Origin of the sequence: Dyella agri, from assembly GCF_044904705.1 — a bacterium.
In the GTDB taxonomy this organism is placed as follows: Bacteria; Pseudomonadota; Gammaproteobacteria; order Xanthomonadales; family Rhodanobacteraceae; genus Rhodanobacter_A; species Rhodanobacter_A agri.
Genome location: NZ_JADIKL010000013.1, coordinates 68707 through 82963, shown reverse-complemented (window position 1 = coordinate 82963; position 14257 = coordinate 68707). Strand labels below are relative to the sequence as shown.

At 64.2% G+C, this 14257-nt stretch carries 13 protein-coding genes and 2 tRNA genes; 6 read left to right on the top strand and 9 right to left on the bottom strand.

Annotated features, from left to right (window positions below; translation table 11 throughout):
- Positions 1 to 65: 65 nt before the first annotated feature.
- Both ISP14_RS17290 and ISP14_RS17285 read right to left on the bottom strand, forming a co-directional pair.
- Positions 66 to 242 (bottom strand): CsbD family protein, encoded by a 177-nt coding sequence (locus ISP14_RS17290; RefSeq protein ID WP_404542283.1) that lies wholly within the window; start codon positions 240 to 242, stop codon positions 66 to 68.
- Positions 243 to 304: 62 nt separating this feature from the next.
- A complete protein-coding gene (locus tag ISP14_RS17285) occupies positions 305 to 652 on the bottom strand; it encodes a BON domain-containing protein (protein WP_404542280.1) in 348 nt (115 codons plus the stop codon).
- Positions 653 to 1068: 416 nt separating this feature from the next.
- Here ISP14_RS17285 and ISP14_RS17280 point away from each other — a divergent pair, with 416 nt between their 5' ends.
- A complete protein-coding gene (locus ISP14_RS17280) occupies positions 1069 to 2532 on the top strand; it encodes a PAS domain S-box protein (protein WP_404542279.1) in 1464 nt (487 codons plus the stop codon).
- A gap of 1320 nt (positions 2533 to 3852) precedes the next feature.
- Here ISP14_RS17280 and ISP14_RS17275 read toward each other — a convergent pair.
- From ISP14_RS17275 to ISP14_RS17260, 4 genes are all read right to left on the bottom strand, one after another.
- Entirely contained in the window at positions 3853 to 4215 is a 363-nt protein-coding gene (locus ISP14_RS17275; protein WP_404542277.1) for a hypothetical protein, read from the bottom strand.
- Positions 4216 to 4684: 469 nt separating this feature from the next.
- Positions 4685 to 4760: transfer RNA gene (locus ISP14_RS17270), tRNA-Ala, on the bottom strand.
- 71 nt (positions 4761 to 4831) lie between these two features.
- Positions 4832 to 5773, bottom strand: a complete 942-nt coding sequence (locus ISP14_RS17265; protein ID WP_404542276.1) for a Dyp-type peroxidase — start codon at positions 5771 to 5773, stop codon at positions 4832 to 4834.
- Positions 5774 to 5862: 89 nt separating this feature from the next.
- Positions 5863 to 6975: a ribonuclease D gene (locus tag ISP14_RS17260; protein WP_404542274.1), complete on the bottom strand. Its 1113-nt coding sequence runs from the start codon at positions 6973 to 6975 to the stop codon at positions 5863 to 5865.
- Positions 6976 to 7075: 100 nt separating this feature from the next.
- Between ISP14_RS17260 and ISP14_RS17255 the strand changes: the two genes are divergently transcribed.
- From ISP14_RS17255 to ISP14_RS17235, 5 genes are all read left to right on the top strand, one after another.
- Complete coding sequence (locus ISP14_RS17255) at positions 7076 to 9013, top strand: formylglycine-generating enzyme family protein (RefSeq protein WP_404542272.1); 1938 nt, start codon at positions 7076 to 7078, stop codon at positions 9011 to 9013.
- A 140-nt stretch (positions 9014 to 9153) separates the two neighbouring features.
- The gene (locus ISP14_RS17250) at positions 9154 to 9546 is read left to right on the top strand and encodes an HU family DNA-binding protein (protein WP_404542269.1); all 393 of its coding nucleotides are present in this window, start codon (positions 9154 to 9156) and stop codon (positions 9544 to 9546) included.
- Between the two features lie 236 nt (positions 9547 to 9782).
- Complete coding sequence (locus ISP14_RS17245) at positions 9783 to 10235, top strand: VOC family protein (protein ID WP_404542267.1); 453 nt, start codon at positions 9783 to 9785, stop codon at positions 10233 to 10235.
- A gap of 283 nt (positions 10236 to 10518) precedes the next feature.
- Positions 10519 to 11058, top strand: coding sequence for a DUF4823 domain-containing protein (locus tag ISP14_RS17240; RefSeq protein WP_404542265.1), 540 nt, complete (start codon positions 10519 to 10521; stop codon positions 11056 to 11058).
- Positions 11059 to 11328: 270 nt separating this feature from the next.
- Positions 11329 to 11886, top strand: coding sequence for a hypothetical protein (locus tag ISP14_RS17235; protein ID WP_404542263.1), 558 nt, complete (start codon positions 11329 to 11331; stop codon positions 11884 to 11886).
- A 207-nt stretch (positions 11887 to 12093) separates the two neighbouring features.
- Here ISP14_RS17235 and ISP14_RS17230 read toward each other — a convergent pair.
- The 3 genes from ISP14_RS17230 to metX form a co-directional block, all read right to left on the bottom strand.
- Positions 12094 to 12179 (bottom strand) — tRNA-Leu (locus ISP14_RS17230).
- A gap of 25 nt (positions 12180 to 12204) precedes the next feature.
- Entirely contained in the window at positions 12205 to 12789 is a 585-nt protein-coding gene (locus ISP14_RS17225; RefSeq protein ID WP_404542261.1) for a cysteine dioxygenase family protein, read from the bottom strand.
- Positions 12790 to 13143: 354 nt separating this feature from the next.
- Positions 13144 to 14256: a homoserine O-acetyltransferase MetX gene (gene metX / locus ISP14_RS17220; protein ID WP_404542259.1), complete on the bottom strand. Its 1113-nt coding sequence runs from the start codon at positions 14254 to 14256 to the stop codon at positions 13144 to 13146.
- Between the last annotated feature and the right edge of the window lies 1 nt (position 14257).

Genomic DNA, 14257 nt, shown 5'->3' with positions numbered 1-14257 from the left:
AGCATCGGCGACCCACTGGCTATGGACATACAACCACGAGCGTCCGAACATGGCTCTCGGCGGCATCACACCCATGCAGAAATTGGCCTTGCCCGCTTAGCTCCACTTTTGGCGAGCGCTAAAAGCGGGGGGATTACCCTCCCATCGGTGACCATGAGGTCGTCGTCCGTCAGCTTGCCCCATCGTGCCTTGAGCTTGCCGTGGAGCTGCTTCCATTGGCCCTTGATCTTGTCTTCATTCATGGTTGATTCTCCGGTAGGTGTTGATTCGTTCTTTGTCGCGGCGGCGGCGCCTGGATCGAATGTCAGTCTTTCGCCTTCAACCCGGACGCATCGACCTCCCTGACGCCCTTCACGCTCTTGGCCGCGGCGACCGCTTTCCTGACGTCCGTCTGGGTCGCGAGTACCCCGGTCAGCGTTACCGCGCCGTTTACGGTCTTCACGGTCACGGCCATGCTTTTCACACCCTTGGTGGTTCCGAGTTCGCTTTTCACCTTGGTTGTGATCCATGCATCGCTGACCGCCTGGCCTGCGTCGGCCGAGTGATCGCTGCTGGACGACATTTGCGGTGCCGCGAGCGCGGCGTTGGCCACCATTCCAGACCCCAGCGCTGCGGCCAGGGTGAGTACCGATATCGTGCGAAATGCTTTCATGCGAGGTTGCCTCCAAGTTCGGTCGACAATTCCGCCTCAGCGGCGGTTCGCTGGCTTGCGGCCTTCGCGTGGCGTGCCCTCAGCGGGGCGGGGCGGGGCGTCGGGATGACGGCCGTCATCCTGATCCTCGCGGCCCGGTGACTTCCGCTCCGGGCGATGTTGCGGCGATGGCTCCGGTTGCTTGCCGGGATGACCGGTCTGCTTGTCGGGATGGTCGCTCTGCCTGGGTGTACGCGTGGTTTGCATGGGGAACTCCGCTTTCGAAGGGCCGGTTGTAGGCCGGAACCAACCCTATGGCCCGCGTGCGCTTTGTGATAGAGAAGTTGCTACCAGCGCTTCTGGTAGGTTTCTACCGGTTGCAATGCGCACTGTTCGCTCCCGAAATAGTCACCTGCTTGAGACTTTCAGGATTGCTGATGAGCGCCAAAGCATCGAAAGCACCGAGGGACCGCAGCGAACTTCAGCAGATCGTCGCGAACCTGATTCAGGGCGTGCTGGTTGCTGATCTGGACGGCTCGATCGCATGGGCGAACGGCGCCGCGCTGGAGATGCATGGCTGCACTGAGCTAGCGCAGTTGGGCGCAAGCAGGGTTGGCTACCGCAAAAATTTCGCTTTGCGTTATCTCAACAACCATCGGCTTACAGCCATGCAATATCCGCTGGACCGGCTTGTGACCGGAGAACACTTCGACGACGTGACGGTGGAAGTGATCCATCGGCCGCGTGACGAATTCCGCCGCGTGCTCGAGCTGCGCGGGATCCCGGTGGTCAGTACGCGGAAGATCATCGAATCGCTGGTGCTCATCATCAAGGATGTGACCGAATTCGAAAGTGCCGCTGATCGTTTTGAGCGCGCTTTCGCGGCCAATCCGGCACCCGCGGTGATCCTACGGCTTGCGGACTCGCGCTATGTGAGGGTGAACCGCGGCTTCCTCGACATGACCGGCCTCACGCAGGAACAGGTGGTCGGCCGTCCGTTCCACGAACTGGACGTGCTTCGCGACGCCGAGCACCGGGAAGCGGCGCTCGAAGCCATGCGGGAACACCGCTCGATCCCGCAACAGGAGGCGCTGGTGCGGATGGGCGACGGCGTCGACAAATTCGTGATCGTCGCCGCCCAGCCGATCGAGATGGACGAAGAAGCTTGCATGCTGTTCACCTTCGCCGACCTCGATGCGCGCAAACGGGCCGAGATGTCACTACGCCGCAGCGAGGAGCAATTCGCCAAGGCGTTTCGGTTGGCACCTGTGCCGATGCTGATCTGCGCGAGATCGGGCTGGCGCATCCTGGCGGCGAACGACGCCTTTGGCGATGCGACCGGATACCACCACCCCGACATCCAAGGTCAAACCCTTCGGGAAATCGGGCTCTGGAAAAGTGCCCGGATTCTTGATGACCTGCGCGTCGGCCTCGATGCCGGACAGGAAACGCGCAACCTGGAAGTTCCACTGGTAGCGCACGACGGCACTGCCATCGATTGCCTGCTTTCTGCCGAGCCAGTGACGATTCAAGACGAAGCTTGTGTTCTGTGCGTGGTGCAGGACGTCACCGAACGCAAACGCGCGGAGGCCGATGTGATCCTTGCCATCGAAACCGTGATGAAGGACACCTCTTGGTTCAGTCATACTGTGATGGAAAAGCTTGCGCAGATACGCCAGCCAGGGAGGGTCGGCGGTGAACTGGCAGCGCTGACACCGCGTGAGCGGGAAATCCTCGAGCTCATCTGCAAGGGCCAAGGCGATGTCGAAATCGCGAGCGCACTGAAGCTTTCACGCAACACGATCCGCAACCACGTGGCCAACCTATACAGCAAGATCAACGTCAAACGGCGCAGTGCCGCCGTGATCTGGGGGCGCGAGCGTGGTGTAGCCAGCTACTGATTGGGGTTGGGCGACTACGAGGCAACCGTCGATGGGTCGCCGTCACCTCGATCTACGTGCATGCGGAGGAATACACGCAGCACGCCAACAACGCTCATCCGTGCACCATGCATGCACCAAGTGAGTACCATGCGCGCACCATCTGCGCCCGTACACACACCAAGTGCGCACCATGCCCGCACGCGAGTGCGCATCATATGCGCTCCATGTACAGACCGTGTGCGCACCATGTCATTTCAATCGCGCACTATACGCACACCATCTGTGCACCATGCCGGTCGCGTCAGCCCCGGCTCAATGTGAACACGTCGCGCGGGCCGTCGCGTTCCTCACTGCCCTCAGCCTAACCCTTTGATCGCACGGCCCGTTCGCGTGCTGGCCACAGGGTGGCACACATCACACTTTAGGCTATTGGCCGAATGGTCACAGCCCAACCCGGCTACGTTACTTCGACCCCGCCCCTGCACCCCAAATTCGCCCCGGACTGTATCCAATGAACAGCGCCTATCCGTCCGTAAACGAATCACGATGCCTAGTGTTGTGCCCACCCACGAATTGCGAGTCATGGGTACCTTAACGAACGAGAACTTTAGGAAGGTGCAAAGAACACCCCCATAGATGTCATATGAATGACGGCGGAAAGGTTGGAGTAACGTAGCATGTGACCACCCAAAATCCGATTGCGATCAACCTGCCCGAATTGAGGGCACGGGCTTCGATACTGATACCGGATGGCGCCACGGGCGCGATGGACGATTGGACTGATCACGATGGGCGCCATACGCGCAATTAGGGACAGCGTGATTTGGACCGCGCACGCGTTCATGTTGTAACCAATAAAGAGCTTTGGATGGATGCATGCTTTGGCGTGGACGATGCGCTGCGCGCACCGGCTGGCTCGCTTCGCTCGTCCCGTGGACAAACCTGCTGGACGGCACGTGGACAACGCTGCGCGTCGCCCACAGTCCGCCCACAGGTGTTGCCCACCGGCTTCCCAGCCTTCGTCCACCCCTGATCAAGTGCACCACCAGCCACAGGAGTAATTTTCGAAGCGTAGGGGCAAAAAGCTTTTAAATGGCTACATAACAGAGGCAGCGGCAGTGCTTTGCTCGCACCGGGGCAAAATTCGACTTCTATTTGCTCGACGAAAAGGATCGCTTTGCATATGCTGGGGCAGCGTTCGGCTTTCGTTTGCTCGCACAATGGCAGCATTTTGCACGGGTTGGGCAAGAATTGAGCTTTTGTTTTCCCGACGAAAGGCAGCGTTTTGCGCAGTTGAAACAGCAAGGCGGGCCATTGGGCCCCGCCTTGCTTGGCGATTCAGTCAGTGCAGGGGTCGCCCGGCCACTCGACGCTGCGCTTTCGGCGTGCCTCGGCCTCAGCCTTGGTGGGGCGGCCACGCTTTGAGCGGCGGGGTGGGTGCGGGTTGGCGGCTGTCATCTGCTGGCTGCTCTGGCTTTGGCCATCCTCGCCACGAATCCAAGCGCGGGTTTGCTCTGGATCCCAGCGTAGACTGGTGCGACCGCGGCGGGGCAGGGTCGGTGGGACACGGTGGGGGGCGCGGGTGAGGTCGGAATAGATCGTGGCCACAGCGATTTGCATGTAGGCAGCCAAATTCTCGATCGTCCACAGGCTCTCGCTGACGATCGGCGGCAGGGTGGTTGGTTTGGGTTGCTTGCGCATGGGGCGAATTCCTTCGTGCCACGCTCGGAGGCGTGGTGCGAATGAGTTCGCAGCAGCCAAGGTCGAAGGCATCAAAGGCCGGGGACGCAAGGCAGGGTTGTGCCCTTGTTCGCACTGCCACTCCCCACCGGCGTCGCTCTTGCTGACCTGGCCTCAATCATCTTCCAGGGGCTAGCCTTCGACTCTTTTTTTGAGCTTGGTGGGGCGATTGCTGCTGCCACTGACAAGCAGAGCATCCTTTCGTACCCGCGGGTGGCGCTGCTTCCATCCCGAGAGTCGCCGGATCGAACCCGGCCGCATTGCCTTGCAATCTAGCAGCGACGTTTTGCACCGGCAAGCAGTCAGGCGGCGCCGACGCGTCGATGCGATGGGAGGAATTTGGGAGGATTGCAGTGCGAAACCATGCAATCCAAAGCAAAACAGCGCAAGACGCTGCAAAGCGTATTGCGCTGTTTTTACTGGGAAAAATTGGTGGAGCGGAGGAGGATCGAACTCCCGACCTTCGCATTGCGAACGCGACGCTCTCCCAGCTGAGCTACCGCCCCACGCGAGCTGCACATGTTAGCAGCGGGTAGAGACTCCGCCAAGACCCCCGGGCGCGCCGGGGGCAGGGCTTTCAGGCGTCGTTTTCGGCCGCCACGTTGTCCAGGAAGCTCGCCGACGGCACGAAGAACAGCGAGCCGGTGACGGCCTTGCTGTAGTCCAGCAAGCGGTCGTAGTTGCCCGGCGGGCGGCCGACGAACATGTTGACCAGCATCTGCTCGATCCGGTGCGGGGAGCGGGCGTAGCCGATGAAATAGGTGCCGAACTCCCCCTTGCCGACGTCGCCGAACGGCATGTTGTCGCGCAGGATGTCCAGCTCCTCGCCGTCTTCGACGATCGTGGTCAAGGCGTTGTGCGCCGAGGTCGGCTTGGTCGCATCATCCAGCTCGATGTTGGTCTGCTTGGTGCGGCCGATGATCTTCTCTTGCAGCTCGACCGGCAGCGTGTTCCAGCCCTTCAGGTCGTGCAGGTATTTCTGCACGATCACATAGCTGCCGCCGGCGAAGCCGGGGTCTTCGCCGGCGATGACCACGGCATCGACGGCGTCCTGATCCACCGGGTTCTCGGTACCGTCGACAAAGCCGAGCAGGTCGCGCTCGTCGAAGTACTTGAAGCCGTGCACCTCGTCGGCGCCGGCGACCGCGTCGCCGAGTCGGGACATGATCTGGGTCGCCAGCTCGAAACACAGATCCATGCTGACGGCACGGATGTGGAAAAGAAGGTCGCCCGGCGTGGACACTGCGTGGTGCTGCCCCTGGATTTCGCGGAACGGGTGCAGTTCCTTCGGTCGCGGCTGGCCGAACAGCCGGTCCCATGCGTCCGAGCCTATACCCATGACGCACGACAGGCGGCCGTCGAGGTCGCGGAAGCCCACGGCGCGCACGAGTGCGGCCAGGTCGCCGCACAGCGCTCGCACAGTTCCGCGATGCGACGGTTCCGGCTGCAAGGTCACGACAAGGAAGATGGCGGCGGGCGTGAGCTTCGCCACGACCGGTTGCGGAATGGCGGAAGGCACACCTGACTCCTCACGGATGTTTCGCGCAGTGTAGTCAGGGCCCTGCGGATTTCCCAGCCGGACTCGCGGGTATCATGAACCGGCGGCGCTCAGCCGGGCAGCAGGGCGGGCAGGCGCTCGTGCAGCACTCCGTGGCGCCAGCCCTCGAGGAAATCCGGCCACTCGCGGGTGACCACGTATTCCTCCAGCACCTTGCGCGGGCAGAGCAGGCCGGGCGGCAGGTCCAGTTCGGCGGCACGCTCGTCGACCAACACCTTCATGGCGCCCAGCGCCTGCTTGGCGGCGCCTTGCGGGTGCGCGGGAATGGGCGCGGTGGCGGCGATCTCGTCCGCTTCGACGGGCGCGCGCAGCAGCTCGAGCAGCTCGCCGCGCTGGGCGCTGCGCAGGGCGCGCTGGCCACGGCCGCGCTGCTCCAGCTCGCTGAGGCTGGCAGGTGGCTGCTGGGCCAGGCTGAGCGCCAGCGCGTCGTCCAGCAACCAGGGGCGCGGGCGGTCGAGGGTGCGTGCGCTGCGATCGCGCCAACGCAGAATGCGGCGCAGCAGGGTCTGTTGCGCGGGCGACCATTCGGCGGCGCCACGCAAGGCGCGTTGTGGCTGCGGTTCGCCCTCGCGGTGGCTGGCGCGTTGCTTCAGCCGCGCGCAGTCCTCGGCATGCCACGCCGCGCGGTCGCGCTGGCGCAGGCGCTCGGCGAGCTGGGCGTGGATGGATTCCAGGTACACCACGTCGAGCGTGGCGTAGCTGCGCTGCGACGCGGTGAGCGGGCGCTGCATCCAGTCCGAACGGGTCTCGCCCTTGTCCAGCTCGTCGCCGCACAGTTCCGCAACCAGGGCGCGGTAGCTGATGCCCAGTCCCATGCCGACAAAGGCGGCGGCGATCTGCGTGTCGAACAGTACGCGCGGGCCGTCGGGCAGCAGCGGCGCCAGCGTTTCCAGGTCCTCGCCCGCGCTGTGCATCACGGTGACGGTGTCGCCGCCGCCGAGCGCGGGTTGCAAGGCATCGTCGATCGCGAAGGCCAGCGGATCGACCAGGGCGTGGCGGCCGTGGCACCCCAGCTGCAGCAAGGCGAGCTGCGGATGGAAGGTGTCGCGGCGCATGAACTCGGTGTCCAGCCCGACCACCGCGCCCGCGGGCACGCCGTCCAGCCACGCCTGCAGCGTGGCGCGGTCGGCGATCCAGTCGGCGGTGACATCGGGCAAGGGCATGCGGGTTCCTCGAAAATTGCGGGGTGTGGATTGCCCTGTCATCGACAGTGCCATATGGTGAACGGCGCACGATAACAGGCCGATCCGGGAACGCCCAAGCATGCCGAGCAACACCACGCTGCATCGCCAACGCACGCTCGGCGGCGTGGTCGGCATTCTCGTGCTGGCTTTCGGGCTCGGCTACCACTTCTTTCCGCGCCTGCTCCACGTCGAGCCGGGCGAGGTCGTGCGCCGCAGCGTGCCGGCAGCGCCGGCAGCGGCGCCCGGCGGCGCATCGACGGTCAACGAGCCGGCGGCCGAGGAACTGAATGCCGGGCCACCGCTGACCCTGGCGCCCACCGCGGTAATCGCCGCGCGGCTGAGCCGCGAGCATACGAATCTGCCGAAGCAGCTGACGCCCGACCCGCCGAAGCTGCGTGCCTTGCTGGAGCGCGCCGACAAAGCGCTCGCCGCCGGCAACCTGGGCGCCGACAAGGACGGTGCCGCCGCGCTCTACCTGCAGGCCACGAAGGACAAGCCAGACAGCCGCCGCGCCGCACAGGGCGTGATCGACGTGCATGCCCGGCTGGTGGCGCAGATCGAGCGCGACCTTGCGCTGGGCAATGCCGAGGACGTCGGCGACCAGCTGGCGGCACTGCAACAGCTGCCGGGCACCGCGAACGACGTGGCGCATCTCTCGGCCGCGCTGAAGACGCTCACCGACGTGCGCCCGTTGCTGGCGAAGGCGGCCGGCCTGCTGCAGCAAGGCAAGGCGGACCAGCCCACCGGCCGCAGCGCATTGGATACCTATCGCCAGGTGCAGCAGCTCGATCCGCAGAACGCGGTGGCCGAGCAGGGCGTCCTCGACGTGCAGCGCGTGGTGCTGGATCGCGCGCTGGCCGCGGTGGCGCAGAACGATTTCGCGGATGCGGACAAAGTGCTGGCCGAGGCGCAGGCGATCCATCCCGGCTCGCAGCAACTGCACGACGTACGCCAGCGGGTGGACGACATGCGCGCGTCGCGCGCCAGCGGCGTGCTGACCCAGGCGCACTCCGCGCTGGATGCCGGCAACCTGGCGATGGCGCGGCAGCTCGCCGCGCAGGCGGAGGCGATCAGTCCGCAGCTGCCCGGCCTCGCCGCGTTCGAACAGCAGCTCGTCAACGCGCAGCTGTATGCGAGCCACAAGCCCGGCCAGGTGTTCAGCGACCGCTACGTCGACCTGCCGGGGCAATCGCCGGCGATGGTGGTGGTTCCCACCGGCAGCTTTCTGATGGGCGCGGCCGACGACGACAGCGGCGGCCCGGCCGAGCAGCCGCAGCACAAGGTCGCCATCGACCAGGGCTTCGCCATGGCGCGCAGCGCCGTCACCGTGGGCCAGTTCCGCGAATTCGTGCGCGAGAGCGGCTATGTGCCCGATGCGGTGAAGCAGGGCGGCGCCAGCGTCTACGACGAGCGCAGCGGGGCCATGCGCGACGACAGCGACGCCACCTGGCAGGACGACTACGCCGGCCACAAGGCCGAGGACAACCTGCCGGTGGTCAACATTTCCTGGGGCGACGCCAAGGCCTATGCCGACTGGCTCAGCAAGCGCACCGGGAAGAAATACCGTCTGCCCAGCGAGGCCGAGTTTGCCTATGCACTGCGCGGCGGCACCACCACGCGTTACTGGTGGGGCGACGGCACGCCCAGCCACAAGGTGGAGAACCTCACCGGCTCGAAGGACCGCTCGCCCAGCGGCCGGCGCTGGAACCATGCGTTCCGCGACTACGGCGACGGTTACTGGGGGCCGGCGCCGGTGATGAGTTTCGCACCCAATCCCTTCGGCCTGTACGACATGGGCGGCAATGTCTCCGAATGGGTGGCCGATTGCTGGCACGACAATTTCATCCGTGCACCCGTCGACGGCAGCGCCTGGCTCAACCCCGGTTGCAGCACGCGCGTGCTGCGCGGCGGCTCCTGGGGCAGCTCGCCTGAACAGGCGCGCTCGGCCTGGCGGCAGGGCGCCGACGCCGGCGTGCGCAGCGGCCGCGTCGGCTTCCGCGTGGTGCGGGAGCTTTGAGGCTGCGCCGGGGACCCGGGGCGTCTCCGGTTCGCGCTGCATAGCACTACACCAAAACCCCTAATTTCGCGTAGATTGTGCATGCCGAATGGCCATCGCCTCGCTGGAGGCGGTGCCTTACTCAACCACGATGGATGCCCATGGCTACCAAGACCACTGCCAAGAAAGCCCCCGCCAAGGCCGCCAAGCCGGCGCCGAAGGCTGCTCCCGCCGCGATCAAGCCGATCAAGGACACGCTCAGCAAGTCCGGCCTGATCTCCCACATCGCCCAGCAGACCAGCGTCGAGACCAAGCACATCAAGGCCGTGCTTGCCGCGCTGGAGCATGCCGTGCTCGGTGCCGTGCACAAGAAGGGCGCCGGCCAGTTCACCCTGCCGGGCCTGTTCAAGGTCAATGCCGTGCAGGTGCCGGCCAAGCCGAAGCGCACGGGCATCAACCCGTTCACCAAGCAGGAGCAGGTGTTCGCCGCCAAGCCGGCCACCGTGAAGGTGAAGGTGCGCCCGCTGAAGAAGCTCAAGGACGCCGCACTCTGATGCGCGTCGATGCCCGCCCGGCATGCCGGGCAGGCATCTCCGGATACGACAAAGGCCGCGCAAGCGGCCTTTGTTTTGTTCGTTGGTGGTAAGGGAAGCGAGAAGCGCTGCGAGGCACTTTGATGCCTTTGCGAGGGCGGGGCGGTGGCGCGTTGCGAAAGTGGCCGCGGCAGGGAGGCCCAACGCGGACATACTAGGAGTCAGAAGGGCAAGCCACACAGAGGGGGAGGGCTCGGATGAAGCGGCGATCGATTTTTCTGCTATGCCTTGCGGTACTTTCAACAGCCGGCCAGGCGACGGCCGCGTCCGCACCTCCGGCAGGACACATCACCGGAGTCGGCGGAATCTTTTTCAAGGCCAAAGACCCCAAGGCGCTTGCGGCGTGGTACCACGATGTCCTTGGCATGCCGGTAGAGGCCTGGGGCGGCGCCGCGCTGCGCTACGACGCGCCAAAGCACCCTCCCGCGCTGGCGTGGAGTGCATTCCCCGCATCGACGAAATACTTCGCGCCATCGACGAGCGGATTGATGATCGACTACGCCGTGGATGATATGGATGCGTTGCTCGCGCGCTTACGATCCAAAGGCGTCACGGTGCTGAAGCGCGACGACAGCGATCCAAACGGCCGCTTTGCCTGGATCCTGGATCCCGAAGGGAACAAGGTCGAGCTCTGGGAGCCTAAGCGCTAGCTTTCTAAAGTTCGCTTCCATAGCGGACATCGGAGATGTCAGCAAGTTGTCGCCGTCACTTCTGATCAGTAGGGAACATGTCGAAATCTGCCCGGTGATTCGACCGGCTACGAACACGGGAAGGCGGATACCAGCGCCTTTGCCATCGGTTCGACATCCCGTGGACGTCGGTGCGCGCTATCTGCAAGTACCGCAACCGGTGCAGAGGGGGACGCCGGATAGTTCCGGGGCAGGTATCGTCCCGGTATATTGCGATCGTTATAAGCTCGATAGGGGGAGTCGAATGAAAGCGTTTCTTGGCGCGTGTTGCATCGTTCTCTTATTGGCTGGCTGCTCTGTCCCGCGGGCGATTAGAGAAGGCGGTCCGATGCCTGGGCAACGTGTCGATCCGGTTGGAAAGGTGCTCATCCTCGGAGTCAAAGACGGGCAAGAGCAAGGGCAAAGTCCCGCCCAAGGTAGCGGGCAGGAGCTCGTCGATTCACTTCGCAAGGTTCTCGCTGAGCACTCTGTACCCCTTTCAACCACACCGGCGCAGGCCTTGCCTGCTGGCTTCGATGAAGCCGTGAGTGGTGGTTGGAACTATGTCTTGAAGGGTGAAATAACCCATTGGGAAGACAACGCGACAGCCTGGTCAGGCAAGGGTGACAAGCTGTTTATCTCTGTGGAGCTCTACGATGCGAAGACCAAGCAACTGGTAGCTGCCGCGACAGAGCAACGAACGGCAACCGGGTTCACCTTTGTGTCCGGGACACCTGATCGCTTCATGGACGAAGTATCGGTTGGTGCGCTCAGCAAGATTTACGGTTGGCCTATAGCAAAGTGAGACGTTGCTCTGATCCCAGAACTGGCATGCGTCCTTCTATAGGCGCGCGCCTCGGGCCGCTTGCTTTCTAGCAACTGCTAAGTGCGAATTCCGGTCTGACTGAACATCAATTCCGGCGGCCACTGAGCACCCCACTGGTGCTGCCCATGGGTGTTAGGGACGCTTACGGCTATATTCCGGAAAGGTCCGCTATCGACCTAAAGGAGACATGCCCAAGGGGCATATCGAAGCGAAGAAGGGGATATTGTGCGACTTTCAAAATGCTTATTGATGGCTTGCCTGCTGATGACGGCTGGTGCTGCCGGTGCAGGTGAGCAAGCATCTTCAGTTGGGTCCGCTCAACGGAACAACGTTGGCGAGATGTGCAAGGTCACCATCTGCCAGCACAACCTTCACGTAGTGCTCAAGCAAAAAGACGGCACGGTATTCGACCGCACATTCGATGTGATGCCGGGCGCGGTGGAGCCTCATTGGCTGGTCATCATTGCTGGCCAGACACTCAACATCGAGGCCGACAGGGTCGGTAGTGGCCTGACCAATTTCAAAGTCGTCGATTCTGTGCAGCATCCGGAAAAGACGCTCACATTGTCCCTTGAGCAAACTGCTGATGGGACGATGCTCCTGAAGCTGAGCAACCCGTACAATCAGCCGCTCAAATTCGACATGGGCATGATGCGCCTGGACGATGAGCGTCTTCTGAAGACATCGAGCTGTCCGGTCATGGCCGGCGGTTCGTCGTTCGAAACATGGCAAGAGCCGATTTTTCAGGTTGTGCTGGCAAATGCGCGCTTTCTTGATAAGGGTAGCGCCGGGTCCGTTTGCAGCTAGTGGTCGGATGGTGCGCAGGAGCCTGGGTGTCTGCAAGCGAGCGCGCCGGTGGTCGGGGCGAGCCCGTGCCCCGGACATGCCCAGGACCCTCAGGCATTGGCGATATCCCGCGACACGCAACGAGACGCTTCAGACACGAAAAAGCCCGCACTGCGCGGGCTTGATGTGAGCTTCCGGGTTGCCCCGAGACTGCCTGAAACCATTCCTTGGTACCGGTGAGAGGACTCGAACCTCCACTCTGTCGCCAGAAGCGGATTTTGAGTCCGCCGCGTCTACCATTCCGCCACACCGGCATGTGGATTGCGCATTATGCCGGCTTCAGTGCACCGGGTCGAGGCCCAGCTGCCGTTCGCAGCGTTCGTAGCCGGGTTCGCCGGCCAGCGGCTGGAACACCGCGCAGTGGGTCATGTTGCCGGAGTAGATGTGCAGGCTGACCGCGATGTCGCGGTCGCTGGGGTTGCGGATGGTGTGGTACTCGTGCGGCGGGATCAGGCTGCCGGCGGAGCCGGGGCCGGCCTGCACCGAGCCCACTGGCTGGAAGCGGCAATGGCCGCCCGCGTCGTCCACCAGCCGCTCGTACTGCACCACGTCCAGCGCGCCGCGCCACACGCCTTCCACGCACCACATGCCGGCATGGTCGTGGATCGGGGTGCCCTGGCCCGGGCCCCAGGTCATCGCCACCACGCAGTAGCCGTGGTCATCGCTGCGGTACAGCTCGCGCCGCGCATAGCGGCCCTGGGCGGTTTCCAGCACACAGTCGGGTAGCTGGACCTCGTTGCCGCGGATCAGCCGGCACAGGCTGTTGCGCAGGCTGTCGGTGATGGCCGGCGTGCTGCCCTGGGCGACTGCCGTGTCGATCGCGTCGATCAGCTTGCGACAGCCCGGAAATTCGGTGGTGAGCATGGGAACTCCGCGCGAAGGCGTGAAACAATTCGGTCATTATAATAGTTGGTAATGACCATATAAGCATGGGCCCCGGAAGCGTCGTGCCATCACGCATTTGGCGTGCGAGTGCTGTAAAGCGCCGGGCTTGATGCACCCAGCTATCGCTTCCGTCTTGGCCGGCCTGCCGTCAGGGCATCATGCTGCCTTGGCCGGCCCTCCCCAAGCTCGACCCGGATGGAGGCCCGAGGCGGCCGCGCAGCCGCGCTGGACCGCGCATCCATGCGCACAGCGGACGGCTGCAAAACCTGCATCCGCCAGCGGTACGCCTGCATGGAAGGCGGAAAAGGGCATCGCGCGGGTTTCCGCCGCTGCTTACAGTTTTGCCAGGAAGCCGCCGATCGCGCGACTGTAGTTGTCGATGTCGACCAGGAAGGCGTCGTGGCCTTGCGGCGAATCCAGCGCCACGAAATCCACGCCGGCACCGGCGGCTTCGAGGCCTGCGGCGATCTGCTCCTGCTGCTCCAGCGGAAACAGGATGTCGGTGCTGACGCCGATCACCAGCGCGCACTCGATGCGGATGCGCCGGAGGCCTTCCATCACGCTGCCGTTGCCGTATTCGGCGATGTCGAACCAGTCGCTGGCGCGCGAGAGGTAGAGGTAACTGTTCGGGTCGAAGCTGCGCACGAAACGGCGGGCGTGGCCTTCGAGGTAGGACTCCACCTGGAATTCGAAACCGAAGGGTTCGTCCTCGCGCTGCTCGGCGTCGAGGCGGATGCGCGCGAAGCGGCCGTTCCATTCCATCGCCGAGCGGTAGGTGATCACGCCCAGCTTGCGCGCGATGCTCATGCCCATGTCGGGGTAGCGCTCGCCGTCGCCATGGATTTCGTAGTTGCCGTTGGCCCACTGCGGATCGAGCCGGATCGCTTCGCGTTGCAGCGAGCGAATCGCGATGGCGAAGGGCTGCGCCTGCGGCGCGGTGTCCACGCTGACATGGGCGCGCACCGTGCCGGGGTGCAGCAGCATGTAGGCCAGCGCGGCCATGCCGCCCATCGAACAGCCGATCAGGCAGGCGAGGCGTGCGATGCCCAGGCTCTGCACCACCAGGTGCGCGGCGTCGGCCACGTCTTCCAGCGACAGCTCGGGAAAGTCGAGGCGGTAGGGCTCGCCGGTGGCGGGATTGGGGGAGGCGGGGCAGGTGGAGCCCTTGTCGCTGCCCAGCGAGTTCACGCAGATCACGAACCAGCGATTCGTGTCGATGGCCTTGCCGGGGCCGGCCATGCCTTCCCACCAGCCGGGGCTGGGATCCTGCTCGCAGGAGGTCATGTGCGCGCTGGGCGAGAGGCCGGTGAGCACCAGCACCGCGTTGTCGCGCGCGGCGTTCAGCGTACCCCAGGTCTCGTAGGCCACGCGTGCGCCGTGCAGCATGCCGCCGCGCTTCATCGGGAACGGCGAGGGCAGGACGCAGTACTGGCGGGCGTCGGCCATA

Bases quoted from the DNA above. Each gene is read 5' to 3' on its own strand.
- ISP14_RS17290 (WP_404542283.1), bottom strand. From the start codon at position 242: ATGAATGAAGACAAGATCAAGGGCCAATGGAAGCAGCTCCACGGCAAG.
- ISP14_RS17285 (WP_404542280.1), bottom strand. From the start codon at position 652: ATGAAAGCATTTCGCACGATATCGGTACTCACCCTGGCCGCAGCGCTG.
- ISP14_RS17280 (WP_404542279.1), top strand. From the start codon at position 1,069: ATGAGCGCCAAAGCATCGAAAGCACCGAGGGACCGCAGCGAACTTCAG.
- ISP14_RS17275 (WP_404542277.1), bottom strand. From the start codon at position 4,215: ATGCGCAAGCAACCCAAACCAACCACCCTGCCGCCGATCGTCAGCGAG.
- ISP14_RS17260 (WP_404542274.1), bottom strand. From the start codon at position 6,975: ATGCCCTTGCCCGATGTCACCGCCGACTGGATCGCCGACCGCGCCACG.
- ISP14_RS17255 (WP_404542272.1), top strand. From the start codon at position 7,076: ATGCCGAGCAACACCACGCTGCATCGCCAACGCACGCTCGGCGGCGTG.
- ISP14_RS17250 (WP_404542269.1), top strand. From the start codon at position 9,154: ATGGCTACCAAGACCACTGCCAAGAAAGCCCCCGCCAAGGCCGCCAAG.
- ISP14_RS17245 (WP_404542267.1), top strand. From the start codon at position 9,783: ATGAAGCGGCGATCGATTTTTCTGCTATGCCTTGCGGTACTTTCAACA.
- ISP14_RS17240 (WP_404542265.1), top strand. From the start codon at position 10,519: ATGAAAGCGTTTCTTGGCGCGTGTTGCATCGTTCTCTTATTGGCTGGC.
- ISP14_RS17235 (WP_404542263.1), top strand. From the start codon at position 11,329: ATGGCTTGCCTGCTGATGACGGCTGGTGCTGCCGGTGCAGGTGAGCAA.
- ISP14_RS17225 (WP_404542261.1), bottom strand. From the start codon at position 12,789: ATGCTCACCACCGAATTTCCGGGCTGTCGCAAGCTGATCGACGCGATC.
- metX (WP_404542259.1), bottom strand. From the start codon at position 14,256: ATGGCCGACGCCCGCCAGTACTGCGTCCTGCCCTCGCCGTTCCCGATG.